The organism is Peptostreptococcaceae bacterium, assembly GCA_016649995.1.
Lineage (GTDB): Bacteria > Bacillota > Clostridia > Peptostreptococcales > BM714 > BM714.
The window spans coordinates 1-19,686 of the sequence record JAENWJ010000029.1 but is presented as its reverse complement, the minus strand read 5'-3'; the positions used below and the strand labels follow the sequence as shown (position 1 = coordinate 19,686).

Annotated in this window: 21 protein-coding genes and 1 riboswitch; of the genes, 16 read left to right on the top strand and 5 right to left on the bottom strand. The window is 43.2% G+C overall.

Features of this window, described 5'->3' with window-relative positions; all coding sequences use genetic code 11:
- On the bottom strand, positions 1-149 hold a 149-nt coding region (locus JJE29_06245; GenBank protein MBK5252217.1), incomplete at its 3' end, for an ATP-binding cassette domain-containing protein.
- Positions 150-281: 132 nt separating this feature from the next.
- On the opposite strand from JJE29_06245, the gene JJE29_06240 reads away from it, so the two are divergent.
- Positions 282-911: a redox-sensing transcriptional repressor Rex gene (locus JJE29_06240; GenBank protein MBK5252216.1), complete on the top strand. Its 630-nt coding sequence runs from the start codon at positions 282-284 to the stop codon at positions 909-911.
- 57 nt (positions 912-968) lie between these two features.
- On the opposite strand, the gene JJE29_06235 is transcribed toward JJE29_06240, so the two are convergent.
- Together JJE29_06235 and JJE29_06230 are read right to left on the bottom strand one after the other, a co-directional pair.
- Positions 969-1,139 (bottom strand): 4Fe-4S binding protein, encoded by a 171-nt coding sequence (locus JJE29_06235; GenBank protein ID MBK5252215.1) that lies wholly within the window; start codon positions 1,137-1,139, stop codon positions 969-971.
- Positions 1,140-1,367: 228 nt separating this feature from the next.
- Positions 1,368-2,489: a transposase gene (locus JJE29_06230; protein MBK5252214.1), complete on the bottom strand. Its 1,122-nt coding sequence runs from the start codon at positions 2,487-2,489 to the stop codon at positions 1,368-1,370.
- 183 nt (positions 2,490-2,672) lie between these two features.
- On the opposite strand from JJE29_06230, the gene JJE29_06225 reads away from it, so the two are divergent.
- Together JJE29_06225 and JJE29_06220 are read left to right on the top strand one after the other, a co-directional pair.
- Positions 2,673-2,954, top strand: a complete 282-nt coding sequence (locus JJE29_06225) for a hypothetical protein (GenBank protein ID MBK5252213.1) — start codon at positions 2,673-2,675, stop codon at positions 2,952-2,954.
- 209 nt (positions 2,955-3,163) lie between these two features.
- On the top strand, positions 3,164-4,420 hold the full coding sequence (locus JJE29_06220; protein ID MBK5252212.1) for a Glu/Leu/Phe/Val dehydrogenase: 1,257 nt from the start codon (positions 3,164-3,166) through the stop codon (positions 4,418-4,420).
- Between the two features lie 214 nt (positions 4,421-4,634).
- Here JJE29_06220 and JJE29_06215 read toward each other — a convergent pair whose 3' ends face one another.
- Positions 4,635-5,060, bottom strand: coding sequence for a zinc dependent phospholipase C family protein (locus JJE29_06215; GenBank protein ID MBK5252211.1), 426 nt, complete (start codon positions 5,058-5,060; stop codon positions 4,635-4,637).
- 362 nt (positions 5,061-5,422) lie between these two features.
- On the opposite strand from JJE29_06215, the gene JJE29_06210 reads away from it, so the two are divergent.
- From JJE29_06210 to JJE29_06165, 10 genes are all read left to right on the top strand, one after another.
- The gene (locus tag JJE29_06210; GenBank protein ID MBK5252210.1) at positions 5,423-6,109 is read left to right on the top strand and encodes a DUF554 domain-containing protein; all 687 of its coding nucleotides are present in this window, start codon (positions 5,423-5,425) and stop codon (positions 6,107-6,109) included.
- 175 nt (positions 6,110-6,284) lie between these two features.
- Positions 6,285-6,569: a co-chaperone GroES gene (gene groES / locus JJE29_06205; GenBank protein ID MBK5252209.1), complete on the top strand. Its 285-nt coding sequence runs from the start codon at positions 6,285-6,287 to the stop codon at positions 6,567-6,569.
- Between the two features lie 27 nt (positions 6,570-6,596).
- On the top strand, positions 6,597-8,231 hold the full coding sequence (gene groL / locus JJE29_06200; GenBank protein ID MBK5252208.1) for a chaperonin GroEL: 1,635 nt from the start codon (positions 6,597-6,599) through the stop codon (positions 8,229-8,231).
- A gap of 258 nt (positions 8,232-8,489) precedes the next feature.
- Positions 8,490-8,894 carry a DUF3842 family protein gene (locus JJE29_06195; protein ID MBK5252207.1) on the top strand — a complete coding sequence of 135 codons (405 nt, stop codon included), beginning with the start codon at positions 8,490-8,492 and terminating at the stop codon, positions 8,892-8,894.
- A gap of 258 nt (positions 8,895-9,152) precedes the next feature.
- Entirely contained in the window at positions 9,153-9,578 is a 426-nt protein-coding gene (locus JJE29_06190; GenBank protein ID MBK5252206.1) for a hypothetical protein, read from the top strand.
- The gene (locus tag JJE29_06185; GenBank protein ID MBK5252205.1) at positions 9,575-9,889 is read left to right on the top strand and encodes a hypothetical protein; all 315 of its coding nucleotides are present in this window, start codon (positions 9,575-9,577) and stop codon (positions 9,887-9,889) included. Before JJE29_06190 ends, JJE29_06185 begins: the two co-directional genes overlap by 4 nt.
- A 105-nt stretch (positions 9,890-9,994) precedes the next feature.
- Positions 9,995-10,741 carry an ATP-dependent sacrificial sulfur transferase LarE gene (gene larE, locus JJE29_06180; GenBank protein MBK5252204.1) on the top strand — a complete coding sequence of 249 codons (747 nt, stop codon included), beginning with the start codon at positions 9,995-9,997 and terminating at the stop codon, positions 10,739-10,741.
- Positions 10,738-11,496, top strand: a complete 759-nt coding sequence (larB, locus tag JJE29_06175; protein MBK5252203.1) for a nickel pincer cofactor biosynthesis protein LarB — start codon at positions 10,738-10,740, stop codon at positions 11,494-11,496. The genes larE and larB overlap by 4 nt, the downstream gene beginning before the upstream one ends.
- Entirely contained in the window at positions 11,493-12,746 is a 1,254-nt protein-coding gene (gene larC / locus JJE29_06170; protein ID MBK5252202.1) for a nickel pincer cofactor biosynthesis protein LarC, read from the top strand. Before larB ends, larC begins: the two co-directional genes overlap by 4 nt.
- Positions 12,746-13,567, top strand: coding sequence for a hypothetical protein (locus JJE29_06165; GenBank protein ID MBK5252201.1), 822 nt, complete (start codon positions 12,746-12,748; stop codon positions 13,565-13,567). The genes larC and JJE29_06165 overlap by 1 nt, the downstream gene beginning before the upstream one ends.
- Before the next feature lie 59 nt (positions 13,568-13,626).
- Here JJE29_06165 and JJE29_06160 read toward each other — a convergent pair whose 3' ends face one another.
- Positions 13,627-14,142: a hypothetical protein gene (locus JJE29_06160; GenBank protein ID MBK5252200.1), complete on the bottom strand. Its 516-nt coding sequence runs from the start codon at positions 14,140-14,142 to the stop codon at positions 13,627-13,629.
- Positions 14,143-14,467: 325 nt separating this feature from the next.
- Between JJE29_06160 and pap the strand changes: the two genes are divergently transcribed.
- The 3 genes from pap to guaA all read left to right on the top strand — a co-directional run bounded on the left by pap (position 14,468) and on the right by guaA (position 19,337).
- Positions 14,468-15,955, top strand: coding sequence for a polyphosphate:AMP phosphotransferase (gene pap, locus JJE29_06155; GenBank protein ID MBK5252199.1), 1,488 nt, complete (start codon positions 14,468-14,470; stop codon positions 15,953-15,955).
- 182 nt (positions 15,956-16,137) lie between these two features.
- Positions 16,138-16,239, top strand: a riboswitch (purine riboswitch).
- A gap of 77 nt (positions 16,240-16,316) precedes the next feature.
- Entirely contained in the window at positions 16,317-17,783 is a 1,467-nt protein-coding gene (gene guaB, locus JJE29_06150; protein MBK5252198.1) for an IMP dehydrogenase, read from the top strand.
- Positions 17,784-17,798: 15 nt separating this feature from the next.
- Positions 17,799-19,337, top strand: a complete 1,539-nt coding sequence (gene guaA, locus JJE29_06145) for a glutamine-hydrolyzing GMP synthase (protein ID MBK5252197.1) — start codon at positions 17,799-17,801, stop codon at positions 19,335-19,337.
- The last annotated feature ends 349 nt before the right edge of the window (positions 19,338-19,686 follow it).

Below are 19,686 nucleotides of genomic sequence, written 5' to 3'. Positions count from 1 at the left end.
GTGAGCATTTTGAACAGGGTGCTTTTTCCTGAGCCGTTCTTGCCTATAAGCCCAACCTTGTCTCCTTTGTTTACTGTGAAGCTTATTTCTTCCAATATGGATTCAACGCCGAAACTTTTATTTAAATTTTTGGCTGATATTGTAATCATGGATTCAGTCCTTTTTGAGCAGTGTGATTGATTATATTTAAGCAAAACCAATTGACAAATATTTGACATAATATTTCCCGAATGCTATAATTTTGTTGATGAAATATTATCTTAAGTATAGGGGTTTTTACAATGGAAAAAAAGGATAAAGTTTCGATGGTTGCCATTAGAAGGTTGCCAAAATATTATAGATATTTAAAAGACTTGATGGACAAGGACATCGAGAAGATTTCCTCGAAGGAACTTGGAGACATCATGGGTTTTACTGCGTCCCAGATAAGGCAGGATCTTAACAATTTTGGTGGTTTCGGTCAGCAGGGCTATGGATACAATGTTCGGGAACTGCACGGCGAAGTAGGGAAGATACTTGGCCTCGACAAGGGTTACAACATAGTAATCATAGGGGCGGGGAATCTTGGACAGGCTTTGGTCAACTATACCAATTTCGAAAAAACGGGATTCGATTGCAAAGCCATGTTTGACATCAATCCTCGTCTTATTGGAATGATGATGAGGGACATAAAGATATATGACTTTGATGGTATAGAGGAATATATTGAAAATAATGATATTGACATAGCATTTGTTTGTACAAATAAGGAGAACGCACAAGATGTGGCTTCAAGGCTATGCCGTGCGGGCAAGATTCGCGCAATTTGGAACTTTGCACCTACCGATATAACTACGCCCGAAGGGGTAATTGTAGAGAACGTGCATCTTATAGACAGCCTTCTTACTGTTACATACAGAATAAAAGACTGAGATTTGTAAAAACAAAAATAAACCAAGGGAGATTCCCTTGGTTTTTCTTTTTGACGACTATTCCGGTTGAGGAGCGTCTACTGGGCACACATTTGCACAAGCGCCGCAGTCAATGCATGAATCCGCGTCGATAACATAGGTGTTGTCACCTGCGGTGATAGCGTCTACCGGACATTCTGCTTCGCAAGCGCCGCAATTGATGCAAGCATCACTAATTTTATAAGCCATAGATTTCCGCCTCCTTTAATAAAGTATCATCCAAGGTGATTATACAACAAAATATTGATTAAACAATGGAAAAAAGTGAAAAAAAATGGCTTGAAATAGAATTTATTAACAAGTAATGAAAAGTAGATGTCATTTGGACTTTCTGAAGACGGTTTGAACTACCCCCACCTATGCTAATGCATTGAGGTGGGGGATTCCTGGAAACACCGACCTAGTGGTTAGTTTTAATCAGGCTACCCCCGCCGTCCCGGCGGTTAGAAGCCTTAGGGCTTCATTGTGTATGTTAATGCTTGCGTTAAGATCACGATTATGTTTTATTCCACACTCTGGGCAAATCCATGACCGGACTTTTAAGTCTTTTGTCTCAGGATTTTGATATCCGCAATTCGAGCAAATCTGACTAGAGGCAAAATACCGGTCAACAGAAACTACGGTTTTTCCATACCAATCAGCCTTATATTCAAGCATAGTTCGAAATTCGGACCATGATGCATCAGCAATGGATTTGGCCAACTTGTGGTTTTTCAGCATATTTAACGGAGCAAGATCCTCAATCCCGATAATATCGTGGCTTTTGATAATATCGGTTGAAATTTTGTGAAGATGGTCTTTTCTGGTATTTGATATTCTTTCGTGTACTTTGGCAACTTTAACTCTTTGTTTTTTCCAGTTGTTGCTGCCGAAATTTCGTTTCGAAAGAATGCGCTGCTCCTTGGCCAGTTTTTGTTCAAGATTTCTAAAACATCTTGGATTTTTATAGATTGTGCCATTTGAAACAATGGCAAAATCTTTGAGTCCGAGGTCTATACCACAAGATTTGCCGGTTTTAAGCAAAGCCTCAATATTAGTTTCAACAAGTATTGAGATGAAGTATTTACCGGTTGTATTTCTTCGGATTGTGGCATTTATGATTCGCCCATCAACATTTCGAGATTTTGCAAACCTTACAAGTCCTAATTTGGGCAGTTTGATTTTGTTATCAATAACTGCAAGGTTGTTGTTTACAAATTTTGTGGTATAGGACTGAACTTTATTCTTCTTGGATTTAAAACGAGGTTTTTCGTTTTGCTTTTTGAAAAACCGGGTATATCCATCGGCAAGATTTCTAACCGATGATTGAAGAGCGATGGAATCCACTTCCCTAAGCCAAAGAAATTCTTTTTTCAGTACAGGCAATTCAGAAGAACAAAGACCATACGACAAACCTTTACCTGTTTCTTCATATGATTTATTCCAATCATTTAAAGACTTATTAAACACAAAGCGGCTGCACCCAATCGTTTTAGAAATCAAAACCTGTTGGGCTTTATTTGGATATATTCTGAATCTATATGCTTTGTGTTTCAACAATATAATCACCTCTTATAATCATATTATACCAAGAAATTAGATACTTGTCGAACATTCGTTCTACACAGCAATTCATCCCCCACCTACGCTTTGCTTAGAGGTGGGAGTGTTCTTGCCGATATTTTGATAAAGGGATATAATGAAGTCGATGGGATATATCTACAATTCATGGGAGGTGGATTCATGAGTGTTGTTCTTTTAGATGGTCCAAGGGGAAAGGTCAGCGTATCGGAGCATGTTGTTAATGACATTGTAAAATTTGCATTGAAGCCTATAGAAGGTCTTAAGAAAATTAAAAAAACCGAAATATCGCTTTACAAAGGAGAGATGATTGTTAATTTAATAATTATCTGCGAAAAGCAAACCTTTATAAAAAGAGTAATAGGCGAAATACAGAATAGTGTGAACATTCAAATTAAAAAACGGCTAGGAATAAGTGTTTTGAGTGTAAATGTGACAATTTGAGTTTATTTATTCCATGGGGGATATTTGAAGTATTTTTAAATAAAAAAAGTAATGGGTAACATTTACAATAAAAAAAAGCTATGTTATTATACAAATGTGTGATGTAAGAGTTTTTATGAATAGCAAAAAAGTTAAAATTTTCACAAGGTATTATTAAATTGTTTGCAATTCAACAACTATATAAAAACTATTATGAGGAGGCCTATCAAATGGCAGAAAAAGCGTTGAATCCACATGAAATGGCACAAAAACAACTCAAAAAAGCTTGTGATCTTCTTGGTGCAGATCCGGCTGTATATGAATTGCTGAAAGAGCCGAAAAGATGTTGCGAGGTATCTATACCTGTAAAAATGGACAATGGAAAAATCAAATGCTTCAAGGGTTTCAGATCACTACATAGTGATGCAGTTGGCCCCGGAAAAGGCGGAATTAGGTTCCACCAAAATGTATCGGTTGAAGAAGTTAAAGCTCTTTCAACTTGGATGACTTTCAAATGTTCAGTAACCGGCATTCCCTATGGCGGCGCAAAAGGCGGAATCATCGTAGATCCTAGAGAACTTTCTGAAGGCGAACTTCAAAGATTGTCAAGAGGTTATATAAGAGCCGTTGCAGACCTCATTGGAGACAATGTAGACATTGCTGCTCCAGATGTTAATACTACAGGACAAATAATGGCTTGGATGATTGATGAATATGAAATGATTAGAAGACATAAAGAGCCCGGCTGCATAACAGGTAAGCCTGTTTCATTCAACGGTTCCTTGGCTAGAACAGAGGCCACAGGATACGGTGTTGCACTCATGGCTAGAAGAGCCGCTGAAAAAGTTGGATTGGAATGGAAAGGCGCTAGAGTTTCCGTTCAAGGATTCGGAAATGTCGGTTCGTTCACAGCATTGTTCCTACATCAATTGGGAGCAAAAGTTGTAGCTATTGCAGACATCAGCGGAACAATGGTTGATGACAACGGTCTTGATATACCTGCTCTTATCGATTATGTATACAAAGATGGACACAAGGTTATCGAAGGATTCCAAGGAAAGAAAGTAACAGACGGAAAAGATATCTTCAGCGTTCCTGTTGATGTATTGCTTCCTGCAGCTCTTGAGGGACAAATCACAGGCGAAGTTGCAAAATTAATCAATGCCAAGATTGTTTGCGAAGGCGCAAACGGACCTACTACTATTGAAGGCGACGCAGTTCTTCAAGAAAGAGGAATTCTCCTCGTTCCGGACATTCTTGCAAATTCCGGCGGCGTAACAGTTTCATACTTCGAGTGGGTTCAAAACCTTCAAAACTTTTACTGGACATTTGATGAAGTTCAAGGAAAACAAGAAGACCTCATGAACAAGGCATTCGACGAAATTTGGGCTATCAAAGAAGAGTTCAAAACAGACATGAGAACTGCAGCGTTCATGAAATCAGTAAGAATAGTTGCAACTGCAATGAAGTGGAGAGGCTGGTACTAAGCCGAATCGATTTCAAGCTGATACCAAAACAAAATACCCCGCATTCCGAAAGGAATGCGGGGTTAGTTTTTTTTGAGGTTCTAATCGAATAGGCACTTGTGGAAAACCATTGGCGCATTGCCTTTTAGTCCTGTGTTGTAATCAAGGTCGGGGAAGAGGCCTTGAATCTCGCTTTTGTCGCAGTTGCCGTTTAGGTAGTCGTTTGCCGCTGATATTAGCTTGACAGCATTTGCGGTGGCTTTTTCATAGAGATTGAAGAAACTGTCGGTTGATTGCCGGAATAGTCGAATCCTGAAAAATAGAATATGCATGGGTGGCATATTGTGTCAAGACAATAGTGGCATATTAGTCCGCAAAGGCAGGCGGCTTTCATTTCCGTGCAACTATCGGAACTGCCGAGGGATTCTATCAGATCTAATAGAAAAACTCCGGTTTTTGCTTTGTGCATAAGATTGCCGATATATTCTAAAGAGCGTTTGCCCAAAGGAAAATTCCCGAGGTAATAGAATGGGTCCGGACCCTGAAGGCCGTTGTTCACCAGACCGGAATGCTTTGCTACGGACTGTTTGAAGCTGTTGCTGCTGGGCAGGTCATTTAGAACGTCGTAACCCATTAATATGTGAGACATGATGTCTGGCATGATAATCCCCTTTCCACAAGTAAATAATACCCATATATTGTGGATTTAATTGCTGTTCTTATTATATAATAAAGACGAAGTGTCTGAAATATAAGCTTGCGCAAAAAAAAAAGACTTTCATGAAAAAAGAGGAACGCAGTTGGATTTTATATGATTGGGCAAATTCGGCATATTCAATTGCCATAACAACAGCCATTTCTCATTGCGGTGGTTTCACAGGTTTCGGGGAATTCGCGATTGGGCATTTTCGCCGTCATAATATTGTTCGTTTTGGGAGGGATTGTGATTAGCGAGGTTCCCGAACCAAAGGATGCTTAGGCCCTTTGCAACAGCACCAAAAAAAACAGAAAGAAGGGATTTGTTTGCTCGGAACACTAGTCAATGCCGCAGGCATAATAATAGGAAGCACAATAGGACTTCTTTTTGGCAAAAGGATAACTGAAAGATACAATCAGACAATAATTAAGTCTATAGCCCTAGCGATCATACTGATGGGAATACAGAATGCGCTCAAGGTTCAGAGTGTTCCTTTTGTAATAATAAGTCTGTTTTTGGGGAGTTTTTTGGGAGAATACTGGGACATAGAGGGAAGACTTGAAAAACTGGGGCTCTGGATGGAGAAAAAGATGGCAGGAGGCGGGAATTCTTTTTCCAAGGGTTTTGTCACGGCCACGCTTTTGCATTGCGTGGGATCGATGGCGATAATCGGCGCTCTGGAGGGAGGGCTCACAGGAAATCACCAAATCCTTTATGCTAAGTCGGTGATTAACGGGGTGATAGATATTGTTCTTGCCTCAACGCTTGGAATAGGGGTGCTTTTTTCATCGGTATCGGTATTGCTATATCAGGGAAGCATAGTTATAGCGGCATCATTTCTCAAGCAGTTTCTTGTGGAATCCGTCGTTACCGAAATGTCTGCAATAGGTGGGTTGCTGATTATGGCCATGGGCCTAAACATGCTTGATTTCAAAAAGATAAGGGTTGGAAACATGATTCCGGCCATTTTCATGCCTCTCATTTATTTTGTTGTGAAAAGCGGCCTCTATTGAATTGTTTTCAATTGGGGTCGCTTTTCGTTTTTCGTTAATAAATATTTAAATAATTTGTCAAATGAGTTGTATTTTTTTGATATTTGTATTAAAGTAGTAGTTGGGTTAGCACTCAACAAAAGAGAGTGCTAATAATCAAACAAACAAATAATAGAACATAAAAGGAGGGCTTTTAGTGAACATCAAACCATTAGGGGACAGAGTCGTAATAAAGAAGGTGGATGCCATTGAGAAGACAAAGAGCGGAATCGTACTTCCGGGCCAAGCCAAGGAACAACCGCAGATGGCTGAGGTAGTGGCAGTAGGACCGGGTGGAATGGTTGAAGGCAATGAAGTGGAAATGCAGGTTGCTGTTGGTGATACGGTTATCTTTTCAAAGTATTCTGGCACTGAGGTTAAATATGACGGCGAAGAGTATACGATTGTAAAGCAGAGCGATATTCTTGCAATAGTAGAATAGACTAAACGATAATACGGAGGGAATAAAATGGCTAAAGAAATTAAATTTGGTGAAGACGCCAGAAAAAAGCTTGAAGAAGGCGTAAATAAACTGGCTAACACGGTCAAAGTGACACTTGGACCTAAAGGAAGAAATGTAATTCTTGACAAGAAGTTCGGATCCCCGCTAATAACCAATGACGGTGTTACAATTGCAAGGGAAATCGAGTTTGAAGACGCGTACGAAAACATGGGAGCCCAGCTTGTAAAGGAAGTTGCAACTAAAACAAACGATGTTGCCGGCGACGGAACTACAACAGCTACCATTTTGGCTCAAGCAATAATTAGAGAAGGACTCAGAAATGTTGCAGCAGGCGCGAACCCGATGATTCTTAAAAAAGGCATCGAGAAGGCTGTTGAATTGGCAGTTGAAGAAATAAAAGGCAATTCAAAGATGATTGAAAACAAGGAAGCTATAGCACAGGTTGCTTCGATATCAGCTTCTGATGAAAATATTGGCAGCCTCATCGCGGATGCAATGGACAAGGTCGGCAAGGACGGAGTCATAACCGTTGAAGAAGGCAAGACCATGGGCACTCACCTTGAAGTAGTTGAGGGAATGCAATTCGACAGAGGATACCTTTCGCCATACATGGTAACAGATACCGATAAAATGGAAGCGGTACTAAGTAATCCTTACATTCTAATAACAGACAAAAAGATTAGCAATATTCAGGAGATTCTCCCTATTCTTGAAAAGATAGTGCAGCAGGGCAAGAAGTTGTTGATTATAGCTGAAGACATCGAAGGCGAAGCTCTTGCTACTTTGGTTGTCAACAAACTTAGAGGAACATTCGAAGCGGTTGCAGTAAAGGCTCCGGGATTCGGAGACAGAAGAAAGGCAATGCTTGCTGACATAGCTACTCTTACAGGTGGAACAGTTATTTCCGAAGAGGTTGGCTTGGAATTGAAGGAAGCTACTCTTGAAATGCTTGGAACCGCAAATACGATTAAGGTATCCAGGGAAAACACTACCATCATAGATGGAGCCGGAAAAGAGCAAGAAATCAAGGATAGAATCAACCAAATCAAAGCTCAAATAGAAGAAAGCACTTCGGACTTTGACATAGAGAAGCTTCAAGAAAGACTTGCCAAGCTGTCCGGTGGAGTTGCTGTAATACAAGTTGGAGCGGCTACAGAATCTGAGATGAAGGAAAGAAAACTCAGGATAGAAGATGCTTTGAACGCAACTCGTGCGGCAGTAGAAGAGGGAATAGTTCCCGGTGGAGGAACTGCTTTTATCAATATCATTCCAAAAATCGAGAAACTTATCGAAGGTCTTGAAGGCGATGAAAAAACAGGTGCCATGATTATTAAGCGCGCACTTGAGGAGCCTGTAAGACAAATAGTTGCAAATGCAGGGCTTGAAGGTTCTGTGGTTGTTGAAAAGCTTAAAGCAAGCGAACCGGGAATGGGCTTTGATGCTTTGAAGGGCGAGTATGTAGACATGCTCAAAGCCGGCATCGTAGATCCTACAAAGGTTACACGTTCGGCGCTTCAAAATGCGGCTTCCATTTCGGCGCTTTTCCTTACAACCGAAGCGGCTGTTGTAGATATTCCTGAACCTGAATCTTCAATGGGCGGAATGCAGGGTGGAATGGGCGGAATGCCTGGAATGATGTAATAAGACAGCAGAAAGTAGAAAGTAGAAAGTGGAAAGATAAAAGAAGAAAGATAAAATATAAGAACAATTGGCAATTTATTTGTATTGAACGATTTGGTATGTTGTATTTTTCGTTTTTCGTTTTTTTACTTGCATCTTGCTACCTTCCACTTGCTACTGCTTTTTGGCGTGCAGCAGGCAGCAAAAGAGTAAAAGAATAAAGAGCAAAAGAAGCGTGCAGCAATCAATAAAAAAACAAATGCTCGGAGATGTACTCAAATGAATATATTAATAATCGATGCACAAGGTGGTGGAATTGGAAAACAGCTTGTTACCGCAATTAAGCGAAGTATTCCTAGCGCAGTTATCACAGCGGTTGGTACAAATAGTGCTGCCACATCAGCTATGTTAAAAGCTGGTGCGGATAATGCGGCTACTGGCGAAAATGCCGTTATAGTAGGTTGCCGAAAGGCGGATATAATTGTAGGCCCCATCGGGATTGTCATTGTTGACTCGCTTTTAGGTGAAGTGACACCGGCAATGGCTTTGGCAGTTGGTCAAAGCACTGCAAAGCGCATACTTATTCCTGTTAACCATTGCGACAACATCGTCGTCGGAGTTCCTGAATTGGGGGTCAGTCGTCTTATTCAGAATGCAATCGAAGAAATCGGAAAATCAAGTTGAGTGCAAGTGAAAACAACTTGCAAAACTCATAATTATCCTATATAATTATTTAAGATTGGTATGAAGCCAAGCAGAAAGCGCTGAAGCGCTTCAACGATAATCCGATATTGTTCCGCACGATATGTATACTATGAAGGTATATGGTTTTTCTGAAGAGAATCCGTATACCTTTTTTTGTTGTTCTCTTTTACGGTTTTATAGCAATAGTGCATTTAGCGCTGAGTAACATCGGATAAAAAAAACAAGGAGGAGATATTTATGGCATGTTTTCTTATTCCCGCAGCCGAAGCCATCGTAACGACGGTTGCAACAAAGGTAATGCAGTCGAAGGAAAAAGAGCTTGAAGCTCTGAAGATTGCGACCGAAACTGGTGGATTTGAAATGGAGACTGAAATCCCATTTTCCAGAAAGTTGAAATGGCTCACCAATCTGCTCTGGGGCGGCTCTGTTCTGCTGGCCTTCGAGCATGTGTGGCACGGTGAAGTAGTACCGTGGTTCCCATTTATAACAGCTGCAGGCAATCCATCGGATGCGGCGGAGATGCTGCATGAGATGTCCACTGCGGGCGTCGCGATGGCTGTCCTTGTGACAGCGGTTTGGATTGGTATACTGGTCGTTTCAAGTGTCATTGAGAAACGGGCACTGAAAGCTCAACCTGTCGCTGGAATAGAGGGGTCTGTATGACACTGCTTACCACCGTATTCGCGGCAATCATCTGCACAATTATCTGGTATAAAAACGCTCCGAAGAACGAAATGAATGTCGGCATCCTCTGCTGGATGTACTGGGGCGCTTCTATCATGTGGCTAGTCGATGCGATCTTTGAATATGCCGAGCTACAAGCCGAGTATTTTATGCCCGCGCCAGTGGATATGCTCAACGATTTCTATCTCGGTCTGTCAGTTGTAGCGCTCGGTCTAATTATCTGGCTGGCTATTGTGCTTATCAAAGACCCGAAAGGCGTTGTCAAAGTCGCGCTTTTCAAAAAAAAATAAAAATAGACAACTAGAGAGCGGTTCTGCTGTCTATCGGGAGAACCGCTTTTCTTAAAAAGAGAAAATATTCAACAAATACACTGTTTGTATAGAGGAGGTGAACTTATGGAACTATTGACATTCTTTCAGGCGCATGATCGGGTGGCGGTCGCCTTTTCCGGAGGTGTGGATTCAACATATCTGCTTTATGCGGCGATAAGCAGCGGCGCGAAGGTGCGGGCGTATTATGTTAAATCTGCCTTCCAGCCTCAGTTTGAAATGAACGACGCAAAAAAACTGGTGACACAATTGAACGCAGATATGAGTGTCATAGAGGCCGATGTTCTATCGCTTCCAGATGTTGCGGCAAACCCATCAGATCGCTGTTATTATTGTAAACGGTTAATTTTCAGCACGATAGCAAAGCACGCTTTGACGGATGGTTATACGACGCTTATTGACGGCACAAACGCTTCCGACGAAGCGGGCGATAGACCGGGAATGCGTGCGTTGCGTGAGCTATCTGTTTTCTCGCCGTTGCGGGAATGTGGCCTGACCAAAAACGATATCCGGCGGCTGTCTAAGGATGCGGAGCTGTTCACATGGGACAAGCCCGCTTATGCCTGCCTTGCGACCAGGATTCCTACGGGGGAGAAAATCACAAAGGAGAAGCTGGAGCAGACCGAAATGGCTGAGAATTTTTTGTTTTCCTTGGGCTTCACGGATTTTCGCATACGTATGCTAGGCGCGGCAGCAAAAATTCAACTTCCGTCCGTTCAGTTTGATAAGTTGCTGGAGAACCGTGCCGCTATCGTTAAAGAACTGAATAAGTACTATGATGACGTATTGCTGGACTTGGAGGTGAGAGCATGAATACTTCCATCAAACAAATACTGGAGGATGTTAAAAATGGTAGTTTGTCTGTGGAAGAGGCCGTTTTTAAGCTGAAGCTAGTTCCCTTTGAGGATATAGGCTATGCCAAGGTCGATCTGCACAGAGCGCTCCGTCAGGGTGTCGGCGAGGTTATTTACGGAGCAGGAAAGTCGCCGGAGCAAATCGTCGGCATTACAGACATCATGCGAAAAAATAACCAGAATACTACACTAATTACTCGGCTGGATAAGGCTTCTGCAGCGGAGATAGAAAAGACTTACGCGCTGACCTATCATGCCGAGGCGCGGATCGGCATCATCGGCGATCTGCCCAAGCCTGATGGGATTGGAAAAATCGTCGTAGCCACCGGCGGCACCAGCGACATTCCTGTGGCCGAAGAGGCCGCTTTGACAGCGGAGGTTCTGGGCAACGAGGTGATACGGCTGTATGATGTTGGCGTCGCCGGACTGCACCGACTTCTGGCGTATCTGGACGATATCATGAATGCCAGCGTCATCATCGCCATCGCTGGCATGGAGGGCGCACTTGCCAGCGTGATCGGTGGGCTTGCCGACTGCCCGGTGATTGCCGTGCCCACGAGCGTTGGCTATGGTGCGTCCTTCGGTGGAATATCCGCGCTGCTGTCAATGCTCAACTCCTGCGCAAGTGGCGTGTCTGTCGTCAACATAGATAATGGCTTCGGAGCTGGGTATATGGCAAGCATGATCAATCATATGGAGGCGAAAGTGAAATGAAAGCACTATATTTTGATTGCGGTATGGGCGCAGCCGGGGATATGCTGACGGCTGCCTTGTTGGAGCTTCTGCCCGATCAGGAAGCCTTCCTTGCCGAACTGAACGGTCTTGGCATTCCGGGCGTTGAAGTAAAAAAAGAATTATCCATAAAATGCGGCATCACCGGCACGCACGTCACCGTGACCGTTGACGGCGAGGAGGAAGAAGCCGGAGACTTGCACGGACATGAACACCATCACGATCATGACCAAGAACATGAACACACCCATGACCAAGAACATGAACACGCGCTGAATGCCGGGCAGTCGCATCATCACAGCGGGATGCACGAAATTGAGTGTATTATTAAGGACTTGAAGCTCTCGCTCAAGGTGAGGGCGGATGTTCTGGCTGTCTATGCCATGATTGCTGAAGCGGAAAGCCATGCGCACGGCGTACCAGTTTCCGATATCCATTTCCATGAAGTTGGAACAATGGATGCTATCGCGGATATCACGGCGGTCTGCCTTTTGATGGAGAAGCTTGCTCCCAAGCAGGTCATAGTCTCTCCTGTCCATGTGGGCAGCGGTCATGTGCGCTGTGCGCACGGTATTCTGCCTGTCCCCGCACCAGCAACAGCATATATCCTGCGCGATGTGCCGATATACGGCGGCGGAATCAAGGGCGAGCTTTGCACACCCACCGGAGCTGCGCTGCTGAAGTATTTTGCAACATCCTTCGGTGATATGCCTGTTATAAAGACAAAAACTATCGGCTATGGCATGGGCAAGAAGGATTTTGAAGCGGCAAACTGTGTGCGGGCTTTGCTTGGTGAAACTGCGGATCAGTGTGACCGGGTACTTGAGCTCAACTGCAATGTGGACGATATGACCGCAGAGGAAATCGGCTTTGCGATGGGCAGGCTCTTTGATGCCGGTGCGCTTGAAGTCTTTACCGTGCCAGTCGGCATGAAAAAATCCCGTCCGGGAACGCTTATCCGCATACTGTGCCGTGAACAGGATAAGGAAACTGTAGTGAGAGCTGTATTCAAGTACACCACAACTATCGGCATACGAGAAGTCGTTTGTAATCGATATGAGCTGGAGCGCAGTATAACGCCCCTGCAAACTCCATACGGTGTAGTGCGGCGCAAGGATTCCGTTGGATACGGTGTGAGCCGCTTTAAGTACGAGTATGACGATCTTTCAAGAATTGCAAAGGAAAAGGACGTTAGCATCACGGAAGTGATCCGGATGATTGAGGAGCAGTGATGGCGGAACAAATACGAGCTCCTTTGAACACTCAGCTTGGCAATGAGCCCTGCACTGTCGAAGATACCGGAGATATGTTCTGGCTTCGGGAATCGGATGATTATCTGAGTCGCTTTCATCTTGGCAATGCGCTCGCCAAGCAATATCGTTTTCGGGAAGCGGTGCAAGCCTATCAAAATGCCGCTCGTATCCGCACGGACGACTGGAAGCTGTTTTACAGCATGGCTGGAACTGATTTGACGCTTCGGCATTTTGAAGTAGCTATGGCAGGCTACCGGCGCTGCCTCGAACTTGGCGCTGACAGAAAAATGGTTGCATATCCGCTTGGCATCGCCTGTTATCTGCAAAACGATTACGGAAGGGCGATGGATTGGTTTACGGAATGCCTGCCCTGCGGCGATGAGATGGCAATAGCGGTCATATACTGGCATACCCTCAGCTGTCTTCGTGCCGGTCGGGAAGCCACTATGCTTAAATACTATCATGCCGATATGAAGGTTGGGCACCATACGGCCTATCTGCTTGCCGTTTCGGTATTGTGCGGAGAAAGCTCATGGGAACAAGCCGCATCAGCGCTTAGGCAGGAGCAGGACGACCTGAATTATGTGATCGCTATGTACGCTTTATGCGGACACCTCGATTTTTGCGGTAAAAAGAGCGAGAGCGAGCAATGTATGAATTTACTTCTGGAGCATGATGAAGTTTGGCCGTGCATCGCGTATCTTGCTGCGTGGAACGAAGGGCGTTTTCAAAAAAAGATTAAAGTGCTTAGCTCCGATGGAATATCGAAACCAAGCACTTTGGGCATAAGTTTAATTTAATTATTTGTCTATTTGATATGGGTCAGTTCAATATCGCCGGGCATTTGTTGGTTGTAAAACTAAAATGTGAGACCATATTCTTTGATTTCATATGAGTTGTTTTTTTCGGCATTTTGGACTATGACATCCCGCTTGTTTTCTTCCACATCACTTATGAAGAGTGTGTATTCTCCATTATATGAGCTTTCTTCACGATGCTTGAACATATTTCCAATCATTAGCCCAATCAATGAACCGACGGTTGCTCCGTAGAAAACGATCACAAGGGATACAACTACCGGAATAGTTGTTAAAGATACGGAATTGAGCCCGAGGTATACTGCCATGAGGGATGAAACGCCTCCAACGATTGCTCCGATAATCATTCCGCTTTTTGCGTAGGCAATGTGTAATGCTGAAACCTCATTGTATTTTCCCAGCATTACGCCGGAAACATAATTTTCTTTCTCGCGATCATATTCCTTTCTATCAGAAACTACCTGCATGCGTCCCTTTACACCTTTTTCTTTGCGCAATATCTTTGTGTATTTCTTTAAATCTGACATGCTTTTGAACCGGACAATGTAGTTAGTCATTTTCATCACCTCTCTTTTATCAATTGATATAATAATTATATATTAATTAATATTACCCAGATTTAAAAAAGGCAAACAATATAACAGAAAATTCAGATAAATATGATCATATAATTAGTAAAGATTGAAAATGTTTCTATAATTGCTTTCATATATTTTGAAATCGCTTTCTCCAAAGAGTATGAATCGTATTTCGTCAAGAGGTGTATCTTCTATTAATATCATAGAGACGAGCCTCATTCATTCATTTGCGATTTTTGCCGGGTTTGAGCATTAAGACGAATGGGTAAAATTAAATTAAATGATATTCGGAAAGGGGAGTCAAATGTTTGAGAAAATAGAATTGAACAAGGATTTGTCGAAAAGCGAATACAAAGAGGCCGAAAAGACATATGAGTCGAGAATCGGTGCTATCCAGAGGAGATTGAAGGAAAAAAATATTCCGGTAATCGTTGTTTTCGAGGGATGGGACGCAGCGGGAAAGGGTTCCCTCATAAACCAGATGATACTGCCAATGGATCCGCGTGGGTTTTCGGTACATACAATTGGTGATCCGCAATGCGATGAGCTTCGCATGCCTTACTTGCAGCGTTTTTGGAAGAAGATACCAACGCGTGGAGTTTTGGCTGTTTTTGACAAGAGTTGGTACCATAGGACATTTGAAGAGAGGATAAACAAAAGTATTGACAGCAGGAAATTGGTCGAAGCCTATGGAGAAATACGTTCATTTGAGCGCCAACTGACAGACGACGGTTATGTAGTCATAAAGTTATTCATTCACATATCCAAGGAGGAACAGAAGAAGCGCTTCAAGAAGTTGGAATCTAAAGAAGCCACCAGCTGGAGGGTTACAAAAAAGGATTGGAAACAGAACAATAACTATGATGAATATCTTAAGGCTGTTGAAGAGACCATCCGTGAAACTGACAATGAGTACGCCCAATGGACGATAATAGAAGGCACGAACAGGCGATTTGCTGCGGCAAAGATGTATTTTACAGTGCTAAAGGTTCTTGAGAAGCGTCTAGCGCTTGCCGAGGCTCCAAAAGAAGAGGCGGCTCCGAATAATGAAAAAAATATCTATCCAATGGCGGAAATGAATGCATCAATATTGAAGTCGGTGGATTTGACTGTGTCGCTTGAAAAGAAAGAATACAAGAAACAGCGGAGGGAAAAGCAGAAACGCATCAGTGAACTGGGTTATGAGATATATAGGCGCAAGATACCAGTTGTGCTTGCCTACGAGGGTTGGGACGCCGCAGGAAAGGGCGGAAACATAAAACGACTTACCCGGAGGCTTGACCCGAGAGGATACGAAGTTATACCGGTTTCTGCTCCAAACGAGAATGAGAGGGGACACCACTATCTCTGGAGGTTTTGGAACGAGATGCCAAAGACCGGTCATATCGCAATATTCGATCGTAGCTGGTACGGACGTGTTTTGGTCGAGAGGGTGGAAGGATTATGTTCTAGGGAGGAATGGAAGCGTTCATTCAAGGAAATAAACGAGATGGAGGAAAACTTGGCCAATGCAGGAACGGTAATCAGAAAGTTTTGGCTCGAGATAGACAAGGAAGAGCAGCTGCGTCGCTTCGAGGAAAGGCAAAGCGACCCCTTGAAGTCTTGGAAGATAACAGAGGACGACTGGAAAAACAGAAAAAAATGGGATGAGTATTCAGAGGCTGTGGATGAAATGCTCCTTAGGACGAGCACATCCTTTGCGCCTTGGGTTATAATAGAATCGGTGGACAAGTACTACGCACGCATAAAGGTGCTGGATGAGACAATAAAGGCAATTGAATCAAAGCTGTAGCATTTGCTATGCATCGCCTTTTTTCAACATGTAAATAAAGGCGAGCAATTGTGCGGAGGTTTTATATAGCTCAATGGGGATTTCTTCTCCTACGGGTACAGCGGAAAAGTATGTACTTTATCTGAACAGTTTGCGGTTGACAAACAAAACTATATCTGATATTTTAGTTAACAACATAATAGATTTAGAAAGATATAAACACTTGTATAATAATGGAGATATGGTCCATGAGTTTCTACCGGTCAACCGTAAATTGTCTGACTACAAGTGAAGTTATTTGATGCATGAATCCGGAATAATTTCACTCGAAATTGTTCTGGATTTTTTTCGTATTCCCAAAATAATAGAAAGGATGGTCGATATGGAAGAAAAATTTTTAAAAGAAGGTCTCACATTTGATGATGTTCTATTGGTGCCGCAGAAGTCCGAGGTTCTGCCGGGACAGGTTGATTTGAAAACGCAATTGACCAAGAGCATAAAGCTGAACATACCCCTCATGAGTGCCGGAATGGATACTGTTACCGAGGCTAAAATGGCTATTTCAATGGCCAGAGAGGGAGGCATTGGAATCATCCATAAAAATATGTCCATCGAAGCGCAGGCAATGGAGGTGGACAAGGTAAAAAGAAGCGAGCACGGCGTAATTACAGATCCTTTCTATCTTTCTCCGAATCACAAACTTGAGGACGCACTCGAACTAATGAGCAGATATCATATATCCGGAGTCCCCATAACCGATGAAAAAAACATACTTGTAGGCATTCTCACCAATAGAGACGTTCGTTTCGAAAACGATCCCGAAGTTGTAATTAAAGATGTAATGACAAAGGATAGACTAATAACAGCCAAGGAAGGCACTTCCATGAAGGAAGCCGAAAACATACTTAAAAAGTGGAAGATCGAAAAGCTTCCGATAGTAGATGAAACAGGACACTTGAAAGGGCTTATAACCATAAAGGATATTGAGAAAGCCATAAAGTATCCTAACCGTGCTACCGATGAAAGCGGAAGGCTTCTTTGCGGAGCGGCTGTCGGCGTGACGGGAAATGTAATGGAGAGAGTCGAAGCACTTGTGAAGGCCGGGGTTGATGTTATTGTCGTTGATACTGCCCATGGACATTCAAAGGGTGTTTTTGATGCGACAAAACAAATAAAGAGAACATTCCCCGAGCTGCAACTGATTGTAGGAAATGTTGCAACGGCTGAAGCTACAGAATCCCTAATTGAAGCGGGTGCGGACGCCGTCAAGGTCGGAATCGGACCGGGTTCAATATGTACGACGCGCGTCATTGCCGGAATAGGGGTTCCGCAAATCACGGCAATCTACGATTGCGCAAAAGCCGCAGCAAAATATGGAATACCGATTATCGCCGATGGCGGAATAAAATTTTCGGGAGATATCGTAAAGGCAATAGCCGCAGGGGCTCAGGTTTGCATGATGGGTTCTTTGTTTGCAGGGACCGAAGAAAGTCCGGGCGAAACCGTGCTTTACAGAGGCAGGCGCTTCAAGGCATACAGAGGCATGGGTTCTTTGGCCGCTATGAAGGCGGGAAGCAAAGACAGGTACTTCCAGGAAAATGCTAAGAAATTCGTACCGGAAGGCATCGAGGGTCGCGTTCCATTCAAAGGCTATTTGGGGGAAATCGTTTTCCAACTTATTGGCGGACTCAAGTCCGGAATGGGTTATTGCGGGACACCTTCCATTCAAGACTTGATTAATGATGGAAAATTCATTAGAATTACAGGTGCGGGGCTTAAGGAAAGTCATCCCCACGATGTGTATATAGTCAAGGAAGCACCGAACTATAGCGTATCGGTGGATGAATAAACAACTGGAGGTAACATGTTAATGGAAAGAGATCTTATTCTGGTCATCGACTTCGGAGGTCAATACAACCAGCTTATTGCAAGAAGGGTCAGAGAGACCAATGTATATTGCGAAGTCATGTCGTATAAAACATCAATAGAGGTTATAAAGGAAAGAAATCCGAAAGGAATTATCTTCACAGGCGGACCGGCAAGTGTCTACGAGGAGGGTGCTCCGAGTATTTCCAGGGAAATATTCGAGCTTGGGATTCCTGTACTTGGAATATGCTATGGCGGACAGCTTATGGCGCAAACCTTTGGAGGCAAGGTCTCAAAAGCTAGACAGAGGGAATACGGCAAAGTGAAAATTGAAATTTTAGAGCAGGATGATTTTTTTTGGGAGATTGAATCCGGGTCAATCGGTTGGATGAGCCATACTGATTTTGTTGAAAAAACCCCTGAAGGATTTACGGTTACGGCAAAGACTGACAATTGTCCGGTCGCGGCAATGAAGAACGAAGCGAAAAAACTCTACGGAGTTCAGTTCCATCCGGAAGTTGAGCATACTGCCTTCGGAAGAAAACTCATAAAGAACTTCCTGTACGAGATCTGCGGATGTACGGGAGACTGGAATATGAAGGATTTCATAGAAAAAAGCATAAAAGAGATAAAAGAAAAAGTGGGAAAAAAGAGGGTCCTATGCGCGCTTTCAGGAGGAGTCGATTCCTCTGTGGCAGCGGTGCTGGTTCAAAGAGCCATAGGCGACCAACTGACCTGTGTTTTCGTAGACCACGGTCTGCTCAGGAAAGACGAAGGAGACCAAGTGGAACAGGTCTTCAGGGACACCTACCATATGAAGCTCATAAGGGTCAACGCCCAGGATCGTTTTCTCGGCAAACTCAAAGGCGTATCCGATCCCGAAAAGAAGCGTAAGATAATTGGAGAGGAATTCATAAGGGTCTTCGAAGAGGAATCCGAAAAGCTTGGAAAGATGGAGTATCTGCTTCAGGGAACGGTATATCCCGATGTAATAGAAAGCGGAACCGATACGGCAGAGGTTATAAAAAGCCATCACAATGTTGGGGGACTCCCCGATGATGTTGACTTTGAGATAATCGAGCCGCTTAGACAACTCTTCAAGGACGAGGTTAGACGCGTTGGCGAGGGCCTAATGATTCCGGACGAGATAGTTTGGAGACAGCCATTCCCGGGACCGGGACTCGCCATAAGGATTTTGGGAGAAATTACAGACGAGAAGATTGAAATCGTCAGTGAATCAGATGCTATTCTTAGAGAGGAAATAAAGAAAGCAGGCCTTGAGAGGCATATATGGCAGTACTTCACAGTGCTTCCAAACATCAAGTCCGTTGGAGTAATGGGCGACGGAAGGACTTACGTGCATACTGTTGGCATTCGCGCAGTAACATCCACAGACGGAATGACATCTGACTGGGCGCGCATTCCATACGACGTGCTTGAGAAAATATCAAACCGAATAGTAAACGAAGTTGACGGTGTAAATAGAATCGTGTACGACATAACGAGCAAACCGCCTTCGACCATAGAGTGGGAATAGAGAATAGAAACACTGTAACCATTGAATTTACTGAGTTTAGCACCCTAAAAGTAGTCGCGTGACTGCCTTTTGACTGCCTTTTAGAAAAATAACAAAAATATCAAATTGATTAGACGAATTAATAGTAAAGGAATCTCATTATGAGGTTCCTTTATTTACTTATAATAGTGACTTATTAAATTATAGATATGTTAACGGATTCTAAACATGTCGAGACTATAGTAGCACTATCAAAAATAGAGAAGTAATATTCGCCCAGTTCCCGCTAAATACAAAGCTTTTCATGTTTTCATCTGATATAGCTAATTATCGTAATAAGCATTTAAAAGAAGAGATTATTGTTAGGTTG